Annotated in this window: 24 protein-coding genes and 2 pseudogenes; 21 read left to right on the forward strand and 5 right to left on the reverse strand. The window is 50.0% G+C overall.

The window, feature by feature from the left end:
- The first annotated feature begins 256 nt into the window (after positions 1–256).
- From AL479_RS19205 to AL479_RS19240, 8 genes and pseudogenes are all read left to right on the forward strand, one after another.
- The gene (locus AL479_RS19205; protein ID WP_061077225.1) at positions 257–487 is read left to right on the forward strand and encodes a DNA polymerase III subunit theta; all 231 of its coding nucleotides are present in this window, start codon (positions 257–259) and stop codon (positions 485–487) included.
- 647 nt (positions 488–1,134) lie between these two features.
- Positions 1,135–1,327, forward strand: a pseudogene (locus AL479_RS19210) (DinI-like family protein).
- A 116-nt stretch (positions 1,328–1,443) separates the two neighbouring features.
- A complete protein-coding gene (locus tag AL479_RS19215; RefSeq protein WP_071887663.1) occupies positions 1,444–1,692 on the forward strand; it encodes a hypothetical protein in 249 nt (82 codons plus the stop codon).
- A gap of 34 nt (positions 1,693–1,726) precedes the next feature.
- Positions 1,727–2,329 (forward strand): DUF1367 family protein, encoded by a 603-nt coding sequence (locus AL479_RS19220; RefSeq protein WP_061077226.1) that lies wholly within the window; start codon positions 1,727–1,729, stop codon positions 2,327–2,329.
- A complete protein-coding gene (locus AL479_RS24075) occupies positions 2,329–2,535 on the forward strand; it encodes a hypothetical protein (protein ID WP_071887664.1) in 207 nt (68 codons plus the stop codon). Before AL479_RS19220 ends, AL479_RS24075 begins: the two co-directional genes overlap by 1 nt.
- A gap of 2 nt (positions 2,536–2,537) precedes the next feature.
- Positions 2,538–2,819, forward strand: coding sequence for a hypothetical protein (locus AL479_RS19230; RefSeq protein ID WP_061077227.1), 282 nt, complete (start codon positions 2,538–2,540; stop codon positions 2,817–2,819).
- Positions 2,816–2,962, forward strand: coding sequence for a YlcG family protein (locus AL479_RS19235; protein WP_061077228.1), 147 nt, complete (start codon positions 2,816–2,818; stop codon positions 2,960–2,962). Before AL479_RS19230 ends, AL479_RS19235 begins: the two co-directional genes overlap by 4 nt.
- Positions 2,952–3,749, forward strand: coding sequence for an antitermination protein (locus AL479_RS19240; protein ID WP_061077229.1), 798 nt, complete (start codon positions 2,952–2,954; stop codon positions 3,747–3,749). Before AL479_RS19235 ends, AL479_RS19240 begins: the two co-directional genes overlap by 11 nt.
- Positions 3,750–3,911: 162 nt before the next feature.
- On the opposite strand, the gene AL479_RS19245 is transcribed toward AL479_RS19240, so the two are convergent.
- On the reverse strand, positions 3,912–4,124 hold the full coding sequence (locus AL479_RS19245) for a KTSC domain-containing protein (protein ID WP_061077230.1): 213 nt from the start codon (positions 4,122–4,124) through the stop codon (positions 3,912–3,914).
- A 300-nt stretch (positions 4,125–4,424) separates the two neighbouring features.
- Between AL479_RS19245 and AL479_RS19250 the strand changes: the two genes are divergently transcribed.
- Positions 4,425–4,652, forward strand: a complete 228-nt coding sequence (locus AL479_RS19250) for a DUF333 domain-containing protein (RefSeq protein ID WP_061077231.1) — start codon at positions 4,425–4,427, stop codon at positions 4,650–4,652.
- A 355-nt stretch (positions 4,653–5,007) separates the two neighbouring features.
- Here the strand turns inward: AL479_RS19250 and AL479_RS23890 are convergent, their stop codons facing one another.
- The 4 genes from AL479_RS23890 to tnpA all read right to left on the reverse strand — a co-directional run bounded on the left by AL479_RS23890 (position 5,008) and on the right by tnpA (position 7,735).
- Entirely contained in the window at positions 5,008–5,217 is a 210-nt protein-coding gene (locus tag AL479_RS23890; RefSeq protein ID WP_146109681.1) for a hypothetical protein, read from the reverse strand.
- Positions 5,218–5,422: 205 nt separating this feature from the next.
- Entirely contained in the window at positions 5,423–6,961 is a 1,539-nt protein-coding gene (tnpC, locus tag AL479_RS19255; protein ID WP_042922208.1) for an IS66 family transposase, read from the reverse strand.
- A 49-nt stretch (positions 6,962–7,010) separates the two neighbouring features.
- On the reverse strand, positions 7,011–7,358 hold the full coding sequence (gene tnpB, locus AL479_RS19260; RefSeq protein ID WP_042922210.1) for an IS66 family insertion sequence element accessory protein TnpB: 348 nt from the start codon (positions 7,356–7,358) through the stop codon (positions 7,011–7,013).
- Positions 7,358–7,735 (reverse strand): IS66-like element accessory protein TnpA, encoded by a 378-nt coding sequence (tnpA, locus tag AL479_RS24240; protein WP_061077232.1) that lies wholly within the window; start codon positions 7,733–7,735, stop codon positions 7,358–7,360. The genes tnpB and tnpA overlap by 1 nt, the downstream gene beginning before the upstream one ends.
- Positions 7,736–7,861: 126 nt before the next feature.
- Here tnpA and AL479_RS19270 point away from each other — a divergent pair, with 126 nt between their 5' ends.
- From AL479_RS19270 to AL479_RS19325, 12 genes and pseudogenes are all read left to right on the forward strand, one after another.
- Positions 7,862–8,185: a phage holin, lambda family gene (locus AL479_RS19270; protein WP_061077233.1), complete on the forward strand. Its 324-nt coding sequence runs from the start codon at positions 7,862–7,864 to the stop codon at positions 8,183–8,185.
- Complete coding sequence (locus AL479_RS19275; RefSeq protein ID WP_061077234.1) at positions 8,169–8,618, forward strand: lysozyme; 450 nt, start codon at positions 8,169–8,171, stop codon at positions 8,616–8,618. The genes AL479_RS19270 and AL479_RS19275 overlap by 17 nt, the downstream gene beginning before the upstream one ends.
- A complete protein-coding gene (locus tag AL479_RS19280; RefSeq protein WP_061077235.1) occupies positions 8,615–9,151 on the forward strand; it encodes a DUF2514 domain-containing protein in 537 nt (178 codons plus the stop codon). The genes AL479_RS19275 and AL479_RS19280 overlap by 4 nt, the downstream gene beginning before the upstream one ends.
- Before the next feature lie 243 nt (positions 9,152–9,394).
- Complete coding sequence (gene cspE, locus AL479_RS19285; RefSeq protein ID WP_042319517.1) at positions 9,395–9,607, forward strand: cold shock domain-containing protein; 213 nt, start codon at positions 9,395–9,397, stop codon at positions 9,605–9,607.
- 10 nt (positions 9,608–9,617) lie between these two features.
- The gene (locus AL479_RS24080) at positions 9,618–9,806 is read left to right on the forward strand and encodes a cold-shock protein (RefSeq protein ID WP_071887719.1); all 189 of its coding nucleotides are present in this window, start codon (positions 9,618–9,620) and stop codon (positions 9,804–9,806) included.
- 70 nt (positions 9,807–9,876) lie between these two features.
- Positions 9,877–10,107 carry a hypothetical protein gene (locus AL479_RS19295; RefSeq protein ID WP_043001123.1) on the forward strand — a complete coding sequence of 77 codons (231 nt, stop codon included), beginning with the start codon at positions 9,877–9,879 and terminating at the stop codon, positions 10,105–10,107.
- 209 nt (positions 10,108–10,316) lie between these two features.
- Positions 10,317–10,490 (forward strand): annotated as a pseudogene (locus AL479_RS19300) (GnsA/GnsB family addiction module toxin).
- 93 nt (positions 10,491–10,583) lie between these two features.
- The gene (locus AL479_RS19305; RefSeq protein WP_061077236.1) at positions 10,584–11,573 is read left to right on the forward strand and encodes a terminase small subunit; all 990 of its coding nucleotides are present in this window, start codon (positions 10,584–10,586) and stop codon (positions 11,571–11,573) included.
- Complete coding sequence (locus AL479_RS19310) at positions 11,554–12,855, forward strand: terminase large subunit domain-containing protein (RefSeq protein WP_061077237.1); 1,302 nt, start codon at positions 11,554–11,556, stop codon at positions 12,853–12,855. Before AL479_RS19305 ends, AL479_RS19310 begins: the two co-directional genes overlap by 20 nt.
- A gap of 4 nt (positions 12,856–12,859) precedes the next feature.
- Complete coding sequence (locus tag AL479_RS19315) at positions 12,860–14,263, forward strand: DUF4055 domain-containing protein (RefSeq protein WP_061077238.1); 1,404 nt, start codon at positions 12,860–12,862, stop codon at positions 14,261–14,263.
- A complete protein-coding gene (locus AL479_RS19320) occupies positions 14,250–15,362 on the forward strand; it encodes a phage minor head protein (protein ID WP_061077239.1) in 1,113 nt (370 codons plus the stop codon). The genes AL479_RS19315 and AL479_RS19320 overlap by 14 nt, the downstream gene beginning before the upstream one ends.
- 104 nt (positions 15,363–15,466) lie before the next feature.
- Positions 15,467–16,231 carry a DUF6651 domain-containing protein gene (locus tag AL479_RS19325; protein WP_061077240.1) on the forward strand — a complete coding sequence of 255 codons (765 nt, stop codon included), beginning with the start codon at positions 15,467–15,469 and terminating at the stop codon, positions 16,229–16,231.
- Positions 16,232–16,251: the final 20 nt, after the last annotated feature.

The raw sequence follows: 16,251 nt of genomic DNA on the forward strand, positions 1-16,251 counted from the left end.
TCATAGATGCAGAATGCACCTGCGATTCTCTGCTTTGGGGTCACCTCTCAGAGGCGGGTATGAAATAACACTACTGAATCGTTAACGACAAAGTTAACTGTAACCTTATCCAATACATCCGCTCCAAGGCAAATCCTCGCGCACCGGTCCGCCGTTCGCTGAAGCTCTGGGGTGTGCTAATTAGCTGGAACTGCACCAGCCGAAAGAAATGGTGATGTAATGTATAATCCCTTTATAGCATTGAGGGGGATTCATCATGCTGAGTCATAATATCGCAGCAAAGAGTCAGGAAGAACGCGACAAGGTTAACGTTGACCTTGCCGCTTCAGGCGTGGCGTACAAAGAACGCCTGAACATGCCGGTTATAGCTGAACAGGTAATGCGTGAGCAGTCTGAACATCTGAGAGATTACTTTCTGGAGCGCTTGAGGCATTATAGGGAGATCAGCGTGGCACTGCCGAAGAGTAGCGATCCGCATTACATCTAAATGGTTGAGGCTAACAAAAAATGAGATTGCTATGTGTATTACCACTCCTCATTTCTACCATGTCGGTAGCCGATGATTTTAATTTTGGGTCACCGATATCTCAATGCTTGAACAGGAATACTATCCCCTATATCGATACAAACAGGGATGCGGCTGAAATAGTAAATTCCGCATATAAAATATGCGCTAAAGAGGTATCGGACTGGGAAAGTGAGCGTGATGTTCTACCTCAAGAAATGCGAGAGCGGCAAAGTAAAGAGCTACGTGGTTTCTATATCCATATGATAGATAAGCGTCGAGCATTCAATGCAAGCAAGCACTAGATAGAATGTTAACCAGCATACTCCGCCGAGTGCTGTTTCCTTTTTTCAGTATTTCACTGCGGTACCTCAACCGTCTTTCGCTGAAGTGTTGGTACGTGCCAATTTGCCAGAGTTGTGCCAGTCGAAAGAAATCGCCGCTTAAAAACGCTATTAAATTCAACTAACTACGGCTGGTTGAGGTTTGGCTTCCTGACACATAATTAACAATTTGTGCTCTTAAACCGTTGATCATTTTCTTGCATAGGTATACTGTATAAAAATACAGTTCATCTGGTGAGGGCTATTATGAAAGTTGAATTAATCATTGATCGCGCTAAATAACTTATGAGAGGAGCGCTATCAGCACTGGAGAGAGAGCTGCTCAAACGCCTTAGTCATCAGTATGAGGATTGCAGTCTGATAATCCGTCATACTGATTCTGATGGTTTGAGCGTTTTCTGTGGAAATAAAGATGATAAAAAAAATCGAAAATATTCTGCAGGAGATACGGGAAAGCGCTGACGACTGGTTTTACTAACATTGCGCTTAATGGTGGCGCGCATTTTTCAGAATACCGCAATTTGCGTATCCCTTTGATGCTGCTGCCGACAATCTTTAATCGCGTCTGTACGTCGCTCGAAGGGAGAACAGAATGTGAGTGATTCAGCTTTGCAAACGTCAGAAGACAACTGGTATGACATTGTAAGAAGGTCTGACGGCTGCGTGGTGTTTAGCTTTCCTTCATCGGGCAGGCATCTTATCTATCGCGTCAATGGCATGGTCTCAATGCGGCCTTTATTGGATGACGAAGAAGTTTTTACTCCCAATGGCTTTGCGCAGTTTATTCGTCGTCTCGGCTATCGGGTGACTCCACCTTCTGATAATATGAAATCAACGGTCTGAACAGCCGTTAACCTGCTGCGCCACGGAGAAAACCATGGCGCACGAACTACAACTCATCAAGCAGTCCTCAGGAATCCTGATCCCCGCAACGCCGGAGACCAGCGATATTCTGCAATCAAAAATAAAACTCGGCGCCGTGCTGGTGACTGAGTTTCGCCAGGTGAGGAATCCTGCATTCCATCGCCGTTTCTTTGCGCTCCTGAATCTCGGGTTTGAATACTGGGAACCAACCGGCGGCGCTATTTCTTCGAATGAACGCAAACTCGTTAATGGTTATGCCAGATTCCTTGCCTCATACGGCGGCAATGAAAGCGCTCTGCTGGATGCTTCCGAGCAGTATCTGAAGCAGATCGCCAGTCGGCGTATCACGAACGGCATAAGTCTGTGTAAATCCTTCGACGCTTACCGCGCATGGGTGACCGTCGAAGCCGGGCACTATGACGCAATCCAGTTACCAGATGGAACTCTCCGCAAACATCCCCGTAGTATCGCCTTCGCGAACATGGACGAAACCGAATTCCAGGATCTGTATAAATCTGCTCTGGATGTGCTCTGGCGCTGGATATTGTCCCGCACTTTCAACAGCAGGGAAGAAGCGGAGAATGCCGCCGTCCAGCTTATGAGCTTTGCGGGGTGATGGGGATGAGAGAAACCTGGTTCCATTACACCCAATGCACTACCCAGCAGGCTGAAGAGCTCATGGCGGAATACCGGCGTCGAGGCATTAAAGTCGAGCGCAGCCTTAACTCCGATTACATCACCTGGACTGTCAGCGCTCTACTGCCTGAAGTCAACAAACCTCCTCGGCCTAGCCGCCGTTGGCAACACCGGGCATGGAGGTAAGGATGGCTATTTATCGAAATAAAAAATGGCTTGCGGCTGTTGGTCAGATTGAGCATTGCGTTCTGTGTGGGGCGTGGGGGACGCAGGTCGCTCACCGAAATGAAGGCAAGGGAATGGGATTGAAAGTGGATGACTGTGCGACGGCTGCACTGTGTGTTTGCTGTCATGACAGAATTGATAACGGAAACAAGCTAAACAGGGATGAACGCAGACAGTTAATGGATCGCGCGATTGTCCTTACAGTCATTGAAATCGCCCGACGCGGGCTGGTGGTGCCAGTATGAAGCCTGAAGTTATTGAATCCTTTCGGTGGCGCTGGTTACGACTGCGCATTTATCGCTACCGGGGATCTTTTCCGGTGGCATACCGCATCCTTCGCAATTATATCCGCATTGAAGCAAAACGGGAGCATCGAAATGAAGCTTGATTCCTTACCAAAATATTTTTCGCCTAAATCCATGATGCCCGGCGCCGTTCCATGCGGTATTTCAGCAGATACGCTGACGATCACTGATGTGATGGCCGCGTTGGGTCTGGCAACGTCAAAATCAGCGATAGGCATAGAGCTTTACCTGGCAAAAGCCGGTGTTCTGCAACCTGATAATATTATTTCCTTCATTAACGGACTTGCCATTCAGCGCGCCAGCCGGAATAAGCCTCTGCAGGCAATGTCAGAGCAGCAGCGCGCTGAGTTCTTGCGGGTACTGGCAGGATATGTTTTCCGGGATTATTCGCTAAGCGCTGCTAGCATAGTGACATGCAGTAGTTGCGCCGGATCCGGATTTATTGATGCTGAGATATTTACCAACAAAGTGACATACCCGGACGGGAAACCTCCGAAGTGGGTAAAGGTTACGAAGGGAATCTCACCATCAGACTGGGAGGAAGCGAAAACCGTCCGCGAGCAGGTTAGGGTGATCTGCAAAGCGTGTAACGGAAAGGGGCACACTAAAAATGAATGCCGGTGCCGGGGCCGCGGCGAGGTACTGGATAAGAAAAAATCCGAGTTGCAGGGGCTTCCTGTTTTTAAAAAATGCCCCCGTTGCACTGGTCGTGGCTACCCAAGGTTAAAGGATACAGAAGTATTCAAGGCTCTTGGCGTAACCGAAACTACCTGGCGCAGAAATTTCAAACTGTTCTTCGATCGGCTGGTGGAGTATTGCCATATTGAAGAATCGTTTGCAGAAAAGATGCTTGAGAAGGTAACGAGATGATATTTCATCGGGCTATTGCAAATCTGGCGGAAATTGGCTAATCTCGTATCAACGATGGGATGTTTCGCCCACGTTAAAGATATTTAGACCTCGCCTCGACGGGGTTTTTTGCTTTTTTGGAGTCGGGGCATGTCGCAATCAATAGCGGCACTTAATACGGACTCACCCAATTTTGCGGCAAAGATATTTATCTTTGATCACGCCACCAAAGAAGCGGCCTTTGGATTTAGCTTCCAGAAAAGCTTTGTGAGTTTTTGCTGAAACGCCAACGTACTGGTAGGTGCCAGAAGCAATAAACACTATCTCGAGTATTTTCTCTGACGGATAGTAACCTATAGATTTTATTTTGGATGATACAACCTCCTGAAAAAGCATATTATCTCCTTATCGCTCACATTTTGTGTACTCATGATACACCTGTAGACACTGGCTTGGGGGATTGCACATAACTATGTCAGTTTTTTATTCAGAGACTGTCGGGAGGGGATGGTGTTTTTGTGGCGAATCTTCCTGACCAGATGGACATCCGGTCAGGTCAAGATCCTCTTTGACGCAATATGCGATGCGAGACTTGTGGTCCGGAGCAGTCTTAAACAAATTCATCATGTTCACTTCAGCGGTTTTTTGCTTTTTGCAACCTGTTCAGCTAGCATCCTTTTGTTAAAAGGAGATGCCATGAAAAAAGTTGTAATTATAGCCTCAGTCATTCTTGTCGCAGGTTGCTCTTCTCAATCAAAACAACCACCGTCTGTAGGTTTGGCTAACCCTGCCTCAGTCTATTGCGTCAAAAAAGGTGGAAAACTCGATATTGTTAAAGAAAAAAATGGTGAAGTGGGCTACTGCAACTTGCCATCTGGTGAACGCATTGAGGAATGGGCACTTTTTCGCCGTGATAATCAGTAGTGTATAGCTGGTATCCTTTTTGTTGAATCCATTTACTCGCGTAACTCTGCAGATCCATCTCTTTAGAATGAGGGGCACTACCGTTGTTTAAATTTCATCCCATCGGAAGGGGTTAAAGTGATTGATTCTAAATCATTTACGTTTGTAATTTTCCTGCTCTCAGGCTGTAGTTCGGATGTTGTTATTAACCCGCCTGCGAAAACGGTCTATAGGTCAATGCCTGAAATAACCCAGTCTGTTACGCCATCTCAACAGCGTGCCATTATGGCTGGCGAGCGACCTGACTGGTCTGAAAGAACTCCGAACAATACAATCAAGCGATATTAATCAGTACTGTTCATTAAGTTAAGGCTGCCTAATGGCAGCCTTTTTCATATTCAGACTCAGGGGAAGCATCCGCTACGTGCTTTGTTGATAAATCGCAGTCTGTGAAGCCTGATTTCATACCATGACAGAAGCTGATTAAATAGTCACTTAATTGAATATGACCTGAAACAAGAACATTAGAACTGCAAGGTAAAACCAGTATTGTAAGTGGTAAAAAAGTGTATTTGTCATCTTTCATCCCTCTTCCTCAGTTTGGTTATATTCTTCAAGCAATAAACCAGCCATTTTTAAAGTTAATAAAATCAATTGATTATTGTTTGGTTGTGAGGACGATTGCACTCCAGAGGTGCAATTGCACCAATTAAGGACTTTATCAGTGCAGTTTTAACATCCCACCAGATAATGCGTAAGCGTGCAGCGAGAACCGTATTGACGGGGAGGTGTTATTCAGTTGGCAATGCTACGCGGCAGGGGAGCAGTTCGCTGACCCGGTTTATCGGCCAGTCAGCAATGACGTCAAGGACATAGCGGAGGTAGCTTTCTGGCTCCACACCGTTCAGTTTGCACGTCCCGATCAGGCTGTACAGCAACGCGCCGCGCTCACCTCCGTGATCCGAACCGAAGAACAGCCAGTTTTTTCGACCCAGGCTGACCGTCCGCAGAGCATTTTCAGCGATGTTGTTATCTGCTTCCGCCCAGCCATCGTCTGCATAGTACGTCAGGGCCGGCCACTGGTTCAGGGCGTATGCGAACGCTTTCGCCAGTTCTGAGTGTCGCGACAGGGTTTTCATCTTTTCACGCAGCCAGCTTTCCAGTGATTTCAGCAGTGGCTTCGTTTTCTGCTGACGTTCGGCAAGGCGCTGTTCTGCCGGTATTCCCCTTATTTCCGCCTCGATGATATACAACTCGCCGATACGCTTCAGGGCTTCATCCGTCAGCGCCGATGGCGTTCGGACATGCACATCGTGGATTTTTCGGCGGGCGTGAGCCCAGCAGGCGGCTTCCATTATCCGGCCATTGCGGTAAAGCTCGTTGAACCCGGCGTATGCATCCGCCTGCAGCACACCGCTGAAGCCGGCAAGATGGGTCTGCGGGTGGATGCCTTTTCTGTCCGGGCTATAGGCGAACCACACGGCCGGTGCCAGCGCTGACCCGGCGTTGCGGTCGTCGCGAACGTATGTCCACAACCGCCCGGTCTTCGTCTTCTTATTACCCGGCAACAGCACCTGCACCGGGGTATCATCGGCATGGAGTTTGCCATCGGTCAGGACATAGTCCTGAAGCGCCTCTTCCAGCGGTGACAGCAGCCGGCAGCATGCATCCACCCAGCCCGACAGCAGTGAACGGCTCAGGTCCACACCCTGGCGACCGTATATTTCTGACTGACGATACAGCGGGGTATGCTCTGCATACTTTGAACTCAGCACGCGCGCCAGCAGCCCCGGCCCGGCGATACCCCGCTCGATGGGGCGTGAAGGCGCGGGGGCCTGCACGATGGCGTCGCATTTTGTGCAGGCGTGTTTTTCCCGCACGGTCCGGATAACCCTGAAGGCGCTGCGCATCAGCTCCAGCTGTTCGGCGGCATCTTCGCCCAGGTAACTCAACGCACCGCCGCAGTCCGGGCAGCATGCCTCTGCCGGCAGCAGCCGTTTTTCGTCACGGGAGAGTGATGCGGGGAACGGTTTGCGGGTGCGGGTCTGACGCAACGGACGCTGCACTGTCGGGTCATCCACCCGACCGGTCAGAGCATCGCTTTCTTTCTGCAGCCGGTTCAGGTCGGCTTCCATCTGTGCGATGCGGCGGGAGACCTTTTCGGAACGACTGCCGAAGTTCATCCGGCGAAGTTTATCCAGCTGCGCCTGCAGCTTGTCTATTTCGCGCTCCCGGTTGCTCAGCTTTTCCTGCAGGGCGTGGATCAACGCTTCCTGTTCAGCCAGGCGCTGTTTCAGCAGAAGGATGTCGTCAGAAGAGGTGTCGTTCATAAGCCCGCATTTTACCAGGCTTATTCTGCAACAACCAGGATAAAGAGGCCTACAGCATGGTCAGGGAGGTCAGCAACCGCTTCGGCTGTCGCCAGTCGATGCCTTCCAACAACATTGCCAGCTGCGCCGGTGTCAGGAACACTTTGCCATCGCGGGCTGACGGCCAGGCGAAGCGCCCGCGCTCCAGCCGTTTGGTCAGCAGGCACAGCCCGTCTCCGGTAGACCACAGCAGTTTGACCTGACTGCCACTGCGGCCCCGGAAGATGAAGACGTGGCCGGACATCGGATCATCTTTCAGCGCCGTCTGCACTTTTGCAGCCAGCCCGTTGAAGCCGTTGCGCATGTCGGTGATACCGGCAACCAGCCAGATCTTGGTCCCGGAAGGTAACGGGATCATCACTTCAGTTCCTGTATCAGCAGAGTCAGGAGCTTTTCGCTGACCGTACCATTAAGGCGGAGCGTCCCGTGCCGGAACGTTACCTCACAGCTGATACTGAGAGCCTCCGGGCCCTCAGCGGTTAGTTCTGGCTGTACGGAGGTGGCATCGAGAGTCACAGGGAGTAGCTGAGGACTCTCTGAGGAAGGTAACAGCAGCTTTCCCTCACGCCATTGTTGGCGCCATTTGAACAACAGATTGGCGTTAATGCCATTTTCAAGCGCCAGTTTTGAGATGGATATCCCGGGTTCACAGGAGGCAGCTACGAGCTGCTTTTTAAACTCAGGAAAATAATTAGGGCAGCCCTTACGCCTGCCGGGAGTCATATTTTTCTGCATATCTGACACTTTGGTTCCCACTACTTATTTGGTGGACACCACTTTGTCGTATGCTTCAGATTATGACCAGACGGCTCTCGCTGGACGCTTACGATAATGCCATCCGAACTATCGGAGGTGAGGCCTATGAAAATGCCATACAAACAAGATTTCGTTGCTGCGCTACTTGCCGTCAGGGAACAGGGTATTGGTGCAATGCTGGCTTTTATTATGGCGTACCTGCGTGGTCGCTATAACGGTGGCGCCAAGATGAAGACGCTAATTGATGCGCTGATGTGCGCGATGATCGCCTGGTTTATTCGTGACCTGCTCGACTTCTCCGGATTGAGTAGCAACCTCGCATACATTGCCAGCGTCTTTATTGGATACATTGGCACCGATTCGATCGGCAATCTGATTAAGAAATTCGCAGCCAAAAAGGCGGGAGTTGACGATGCAAACCAGTCCTGACGGCATTGCGCTGATAAAAAAATTCGAAGGTTGCCGGCTGACCGCCTATCCAGATCCGGGAACAGGCGGCGTACCGTGGACTATTGGCTACGGCTGGACCTACCCGGTAGATGGCAAGCAAGTAAAACCGGGAATGACTATCGACCAGACGACTGCTGATCGGCTGCTGAAAACGGGGCTGGTGAGTTATGAAAACGATGTGCTGAAACTGGTCAGAGTGAAACTGACACAAGGCCAGTTTGATGCGCTGGTATCGTTCGCTTACAACGTCGGCTCGCGTGCGCTATCAACATCCACGCTGTTGAAGAAGTTGAATGCTGGCGATATCAAAGACGCTGCTGATGAGTTTCTGCGCTGGGATAAAGCTGGTGGAAAAGTTATGCCAGGGCTCACGAATCGCCGCACCGCTGAGCGTGATGTGTTCCTGTCATGATGGGCATCCTGGAGAAATACTGGAAACTACTGGTGATGATGTTTCTGGTGGCCGCCGCATTCATTGCCGGAAATGTCTGGAGTGATCTGGGCTGGGGAAAAAAGTGGGCAGAACGTGACGGCGCAGAGGCTTCACAAACAGCAAACGCGCAGACTGCCGCCCGGATGATTGAACAAGGGCGCATTATTGCCCGGGATGAGGCTGTTAAAGATGCGCAAGCGAATGCCGCCAAAGCTGCTGCCACTGCTGCCGGCCTGTCTGCTACTGTTAACCAGTTGCGCACCGAAGCAACAAAACTTGCCACCCGCCTGGACGCCGCAAAGCACACCGCAGATCTTGCCGCTGCCGTCAGAAGCAAAACAACCAGCCCCGACGCCGGAATGCTCGCCGACATGCTCGGAGATATTGCAGCAGAAGCTAAACGTTATGCTGCAATCGCTGACGAACGCTACATTGCAGGAGTGACTTGTCAACGTACATATGAATCCTTAAAGCAAACTAAAAGTGTATTGCAGGGGGATGAATCAAAATAAAATTCGTCAATTGACATAAAAACATGTTCAGTAGCAGAGTGTTACTGACTTACAAAACTATATCTTGCTATGTAGTGTTAATCATGCGTTAATGGGGCTCTGGTTTGTTACAAATTTATCTGAAGCAGTCACTGTAATAATTTTATTATTTGTTCCTATTGAGATTTCCTTGTCGGCTTTTTCTCTCTGATAATTTTTTTCGGACCATTCTGCCCAAGGGCTTACTCAAAAAAGGTAATGATTATGTCTAACAAAATGACTGGTTTAGTTAAATGGTTCAATCCTGAAAAAGGGTTTGGTTTTATCACTCCAAAAGATGGTAGTAAGGATGTATTTGTACATTTTTCTGCTATCCAGAGTAACGATTTTAAGACGCTGAATGAGAATCAGGAAGTCGAGTTTGGTGTTGAACAGGGCCCTAAAGGTCCCTCGGCAGTTAATGTCGTAGCCCTTTAAGGAAACTGTTATTACTAATAATATTCATTTCAGATGCCCTTGTTGCCATGGGTCTCAGTACAGAACATCATCTTTTGATGTCACAGATAGCAATCCTTTCGGCGCGAAATGTATTTTTTGCAAAACTACAATGATAACATTCGATAATATTGCAATGTACATTCGTTCTGGTCAGTCTCCATTAGATTTCAGAAAATAAAGTCAGGCCTCTTATGGGGCCTTTTTTATTTCTATGCGGTTCTTATTGACAGAGTGATTACGGGAAAATCATGAAAAAAGTGATAGTGTTTTTTAATTCAGAATCCGCGGTAGTAGTATCAGTAATGAAGGGTATTACTACAATAATGCGCGAGTACCCTAATGGGGAAAAAGCACATCTACAAGTAATGTCTGCAGGTTTTCCGTCTATAACCGGAGATCATAAGATTGTTTATGTTGCCTCAGACCGGGATGTTACTTCTGAGGAAATCCTTGAAGCAGCATCAAAACTCTTTAAATGATTACTGTTCATAACTTTATGAATGCAGCTAAAGTAATGAATGGTTGTTTGATTATTGAGCGAACATAGTATAAACAATATGCACTAACCCCTTGATTATTGAGCCTTTTCAAATTTTCGTTTATAGATATCATTGGTTGTCCAAGTTGTCACATGAATCAAGGGATCTGCCGGAGTATAGATGCCGTCAAAGACCAGAAGAGGTGCATAATGAAAATTGAAGAGTTAAAAAATAAAGCTGAAACGGATGTTGCTGATTTAATTGCAAAAAAAATTAGTTAGCTCAAAAAAAAGACAGGCAAAGAAGTCGCTGATATCCAGTTTACAGCTCGCGAAACAATGACTGGCCTCGAAGGTTACGCCGTCAAGATCAAGCTCATATAAATTCTCCCTCACACATCAGGTCGCTCAGGCGGCCTTTTTTTTGCTCCTCGTATGCACATTCCCGTAAAGAGTCGTTTTAAACAGGACTAACTTATGGCAAAACCGGACTGGGGCGAGCTTCAGCGACGGTTCCTGTCCGATCATGCCGCAACCGGCGTATCACCGAAGGATTGGTGTGAAGCGCAGGGACTGAACTACGCTACCGCCCGTAGATACATCAAGAAGCCGCCTGCGCAAAGTGCGCAAAAACCTGCGCAGAAGAAATTGCGCACTGCGCAGAAAGAAAAAAGCGCAGAGGAACTGGTTAACAGCAAACTTAGCCCGAAGGTAAAACGCTTTATCGCTGAATACCTGAAGGACCAGAACGCCACGACAGCCGCCGAGCGCGCTGGCTATAGTGACCCAAACTATGGTCGTCAGCTCATAACGAATCCTAACGTTGCGCGGGCAATTGCGCAGCAGCAGAAAGAATCGTTAATGCGCACACTCGGTAGCGCAGATGAGGTGCTTGCGCAGATGTGGCAACTCGCCACTTTCGACGCTAACCAGCTTTCACAATATCGCCGTGGGAGTTGCCGTTATTGCTGGGGATTCGGTCACCAATATCAATGGCGCGATGCTGTGGAGTACGAAGAGAAGCGACTAGAAGCGCTTGAGCGTAAACGTCGTGAGCCTCTCGATGTTGGCGGGTACGGTTACGATCACACCACCGTGCCTAACCCTGAATGCCCTCGCTGTAATGGCGATGGTATCGGCCAGCCATTCTTCGCTGATACCCGGAAGCTATCCCCTGATGCTGCTCTGGCTTATTCCGGCGTGAAGCTCGGAAAACATGGCGTGGAAATTACCGCGATAAGCCGCGAGCGGATGTATGAGGCCGTAATGAAACGCCTCGGCCTGGCTGACAGTGAGTTCGCCCAGCGCCTACAACAGATTGAAATCGAGCGCCGACAACTGGAGGTCGAAAAATTACGGAAAGAGCTTGCCTCAGATCCTGAAGATGATGAACCAACGCCGGTAGCAATCAATATCAACGTTGTGGATGCGAGAGTGAGGGAAGACGATGATATCGCCGACGCTTAACATTCCTCAGGCTCGTTTTCTCGCGATGGAGCACAAATTTAAAGCCTACGTGGCTGGGTTTGGTTCCGGTAAGACATGGGTCGGCTGCGGTGGAATCTGCAAGGGAATGTGGGAACACCCAAAAATCAACCAGGGCTATTTTGCACCAACGTATCCGCAGATCCGCGACATCTTTTATCCCACTGTTGAAGAGGTGGCCTTTGACTGGGGGCTGAACGTCAAAATCAACGAGGGTAATAAAGAGGTCCATTTCTACGCCGGGCGCCAGTATCGCGGAACAACAATCTGTCGTTCGATGGAGAAGCCTCAAACGATCGTTGGTTTCAAAATCGGTAACGCCCTGATAGATGAGCTGGACGTAATGCCAGCCAAAAAAGCGCAGTTAGCATGGCGTAAGATTATCGCGCGTATGCGTTACAAAGTACCGGGCCTGCGCAATGGTATTGACGTTACCACGACGCCGGAAGGGTTTAAGTTTGTCTATCAACAGTTCGCAAAGGCTGTTCGGGATAAACCTTCGCTCTCAACGCTGTATGGTCTGGTGCAGGCCTCGACGTTTGATAATGAAAAGAACCTGCCGGCGGATTACATCCCTTCATTGATGGAATCTTACCCGCCAGAGCTGATTAAAGCGTACCTGCGTGGCCTTTTTACTAACCTGACCAGCGGGACCATTTACCATCAGTTCGACCGAAAGTTGAATAACTGTCGGGAAGAAGAGCAGCCCGGTGAGTCGCTATATATCGGGATGGATTTCAACGTTGGAAAAATGGCTGGAATTGTTCACGTTCTCCGCCTGGGGCTTCCCTGTGCGGTGAATGAAATCGTGAAGGCATACGACACCCCGGACATGATTCGCATCATCAAGGAGCGGTTCTGGCTGTATGACGGTCACGACTATCGGAAGGTGCGGGAAATCTATATCTATCCGGATGCGTCAGGGGATTCCCGAAAATCCAGTAATGCCAGCGCCACGGACATTGCCCAGCTCAGGCAGGCAGGTTTTAACGTAGTCGTGAATGCGTCGAACCCTCCTGTAAAAGACCGTATTAACTCCATGAATGCCATGTTCTGCAACGGTAACGGAGAGAGGCGTTATAAAGTTAACGTGCAGCGCTGCCCGGTATACACCGAATCGCTCGAACAACAGGTGTGGGCCGAGAACGGCGAGCCGGATAAATCTGCGGATAACGATCATCCCAACGATGCTGGCGGTTATTTCATCGTGAAACAGTTCCCGATCATCAAACCGACAGGCAAATCAACACCACTTCGGATGTAAAACCATGCCAGATATTTCAACACCCAATCTCGACTATAACGACATGGTTGAGGCGTGGGACATTAATGATGCCCTGATGGGCGGCACGTTGGAAATGCGTCGACAGGGTGAGGTGTATCTACCTAAGTGGCCGAACGAAGATCCGGAAGGTTACAAAGAGCGCCTACGCGTTGCGACGCTGCTCCCGGCTTACGAAGAAAGCATTAAACAAAATACTGGGCGCGTTTTCGCTGAACCAACGGTATTGAGTCAGGATACACCTGACCAGATCAAAACTCTGGCTGAAAACATCGATATGGAAGGCAGTCGCCTTGATGTCTGGGCGCAGCAATTCTTCAGCCTGGCATTTCAGTACGGTCTCGCCCATGCGCTGGTGGATTATCCACGTACCAATACTGAAGACATTCGCACAAAAGCAGATGAACAGGCTGCCGGTGGTCGCCCGTATGTAACGATGCTTAATCCTCGGCAGGTGATTGGCTGGAAATCAAAGGTTGTCAGCGGAAAGGTTGTGCTCACTGAGTTACGCGTAAAAGAAGTCATTATCGAGGATGGTCACGACTTCGGGCAAACCAAAGTTGAGCAGATCCGCCATATCATGCCGCGCAAAGTGGAAATCTGGCGCCGCAACAAAGGTAATGGTGGGGAATCAAACTGGGCTCTTTATGAAGAGTGGGAAACCAGTCGCAACGACATTACTCTTGTAACGCTCTACACCAAAAAAACTGGATTTATGCGCGGATCTCCGCCGTTGCTAAATCTGGCATTACTAAACATCAAGCACTGGCAGAGCCAGAGCGAACAAGACAACATTCTTCACGTTGCTCGTGTGCCGTTACTGGTGGCATATGGACTTGGTGATGACCAGTCACTAACAATTGGTGCGTCCACAGCGACAAAATTCGACAATCGCGATCAATATGGTCTGGAATACGTCGAGCACACAGGTGCCGCTATCGACTCCGGCAAAACATCGCTGGATGATCTGGAAAATCAGATGCGCCAGGCGGGCGCGAAACTGCTGCGCGCAGAAAACACATCAACAAAATCTGACGACCAGACGCATGAAGAGCATATGCAGGAAAACTCGCCGCTGTACACCATGGCGAGTTCGCTGGAGGATGCACTTGATAACATTCTGCAAATCATGGCTGAGTGGATTGGTGAAAGTGATGGCGGCAATGTTGATGTGCGCACAGAGCTGGATGTTACGGCTCAGACGTTCGATTCATCTGCTGCTATGGCCGTTCAGTCTCTGCGACAGGGTGGCGACATTCGCCAGGTTGATGCCGTGCGCGTGCTCCAGGCGCTTAAATTCATCGATCCTGACGCGAAGCCGGATGACGTGATCGATGAGCTGAAAAACCAGCAGGTAACGCTGATGGGTGGTAACGATGGCAATGGTTAATGAGCAACTGCGTGACGAGTCCATAGCGCACGCTCTCTGGATTAGTCGTTACAGTACCGGCGTTGCCAACAGGATGGTGAAACTGCTCAACGAAAGTGATGCTGAACTGACGGCGCGCCTGCTGGTGGCGATGGATGGCGTAGATCCGAATAGCTTTACAGTCACGCGTCTTGAAGCACTGCTGGCGGGCGTGCGGGAGATTAACCGCGCAGCGATAAACGGCATGTTTTCCAGCCTGTCGACCGAACTGAATGACCTGGCGCAACATGAGGCGGGGTATCAGTTGAGTCTCTTTGACGCGCTGTTGCCGGAGTTCGTGACCGACGTTCATCCGCTAGTGGGTATCTCTCCAGACGCAGTTTATGCTGCGGCAATGGCACAGCCATTTCAGGGTCGATTGCTCAGTGAATGGGCTTCCGGTCTGGAAGCCGACAGAATGACGCGCATTACGAACACTGTGAGACAGGGATTTCTACTGGGTGATACAACTGAGCAGATAGCGCGGAAGGTTCGCGGTCACGCCAACAAAGGTTATCAGGACGGCGCATTGCAACTGAGTCGCGCCAATGCCGCCAGTATCGCGAAAACGGCGGTGGGGCATCTTGCGGCGACGGCGCGTAACAGCTTTGCTGACGCCAATAACGACCTGATGAAGGGTAAGCAGTGGCTTTCCACCCTGGACAACAGAACGACGCAGATGTGCAGGATTCGCGACCGCCTGAAGTACACACTGGATAATAAGCCAATCGGTCATAAGGTTCCTTATTTGCAGGGGCCGGGGCGCATTCATTTCTGCTGCCGTTCCACTGAAACCTTCATTCTCAAATCAGCGAAAGAGTTGGGTATCGATGTTCGCGATATCCCGCCAGCGGAACGCGCCAGCATGGATGGTGTTGTGCCCGGCGATACCAACTATCAGGAATGGTTCTCGCGCCAGTCGTTCGAGCGCCAGAAGCAAATCGTTGGCGAGAAGCGCGCCCGGTTGATTCGTGATGGTGGCATGTCTCCTGATGAGTTCTACACCGACAAAGGCGAATGGCTGACGCTGGCGCAGTTGCGTGAACGTGACGCGCAGGCGTTCAGGGATGCAGGGCTTTAATCTTCAATAAATCACAACAGGCTGCCTCCGGGCGGCCTTTTTTATGGCCGCAATCCGGATGGTGAGCGGTGCAACGGTCGGATGACCAAATCAAAGGTAACAACATGAAACTGAAGACAGTAGAAGTAAACGGTAAGCACTACGCAGAAGTCGATGCTAATGGCCTGCCGGTTTACGTGCATGACGACGGGAAAGAAATTGGCTTCGATGCCGCTCAGGCTGTCAGCAAAATCTCGGCACTGAATGGCGAGGCTAAATCCCATCGCGAGGCCAAAGAAACTGCCGAAGCCAACCTGGCCAAATTTGCCAAAATCGGTGACCCGACGAAGGCACTCGAAGCGCTGGATATGATGACCAAAATCGACCAGAAAAAACTGATCGACGCGGGTGCCGTTGACCAGGTGAAAGCGGATATCACCAAAGCGTTTCAGACTCAGCTCGATGAAGCCACTCAGCGCGCGACCACCCTCGAAGGCCAGCTCTATCAGGAAATGATCGGCGGCCGGTTCTCTGGCTCAAAATTCATCGCAGATAAAGTCGCAATCCCGTCCGACATGCTCCAGGCCCGCTTTGGTCAGTCGTTCAAAGTTGAAGATGGCAAAGTCGTTGCGTATGACGGCTCTGGCAACAAAATTTACTCCCGCTCTAAGCCGGGTGAGCTGGCGGCCTTTGATGAGGCGCTGGAATTCCTGGTGGAGCAGTACCCGCAAAAAGACCACATCCTGAAGGCCAGCGGTAATCAGGGTACTGGTTCGCGCCAAACACAGCATGCTTCCGGGCAGAAGACAATGAAACGTGACTCGTTCACCAGTCTGAGTCCGGCAGATCAGCAATCGACCCTCAAAGAGGGTATCACCATCGTCGATTAATTTTTTGCCAGCCGTCGGAT

Source organism: Citrobacter amalonaticus, assembly GCF_001559075.2.
In the GTDB taxonomy this organism is placed as follows: domain Bacteria; phylum Pseudomonadota; class Gammaproteobacteria; order Enterobacterales; family Enterobacteriaceae; genus Citrobacter_A; species Citrobacter_A amalonaticus_F.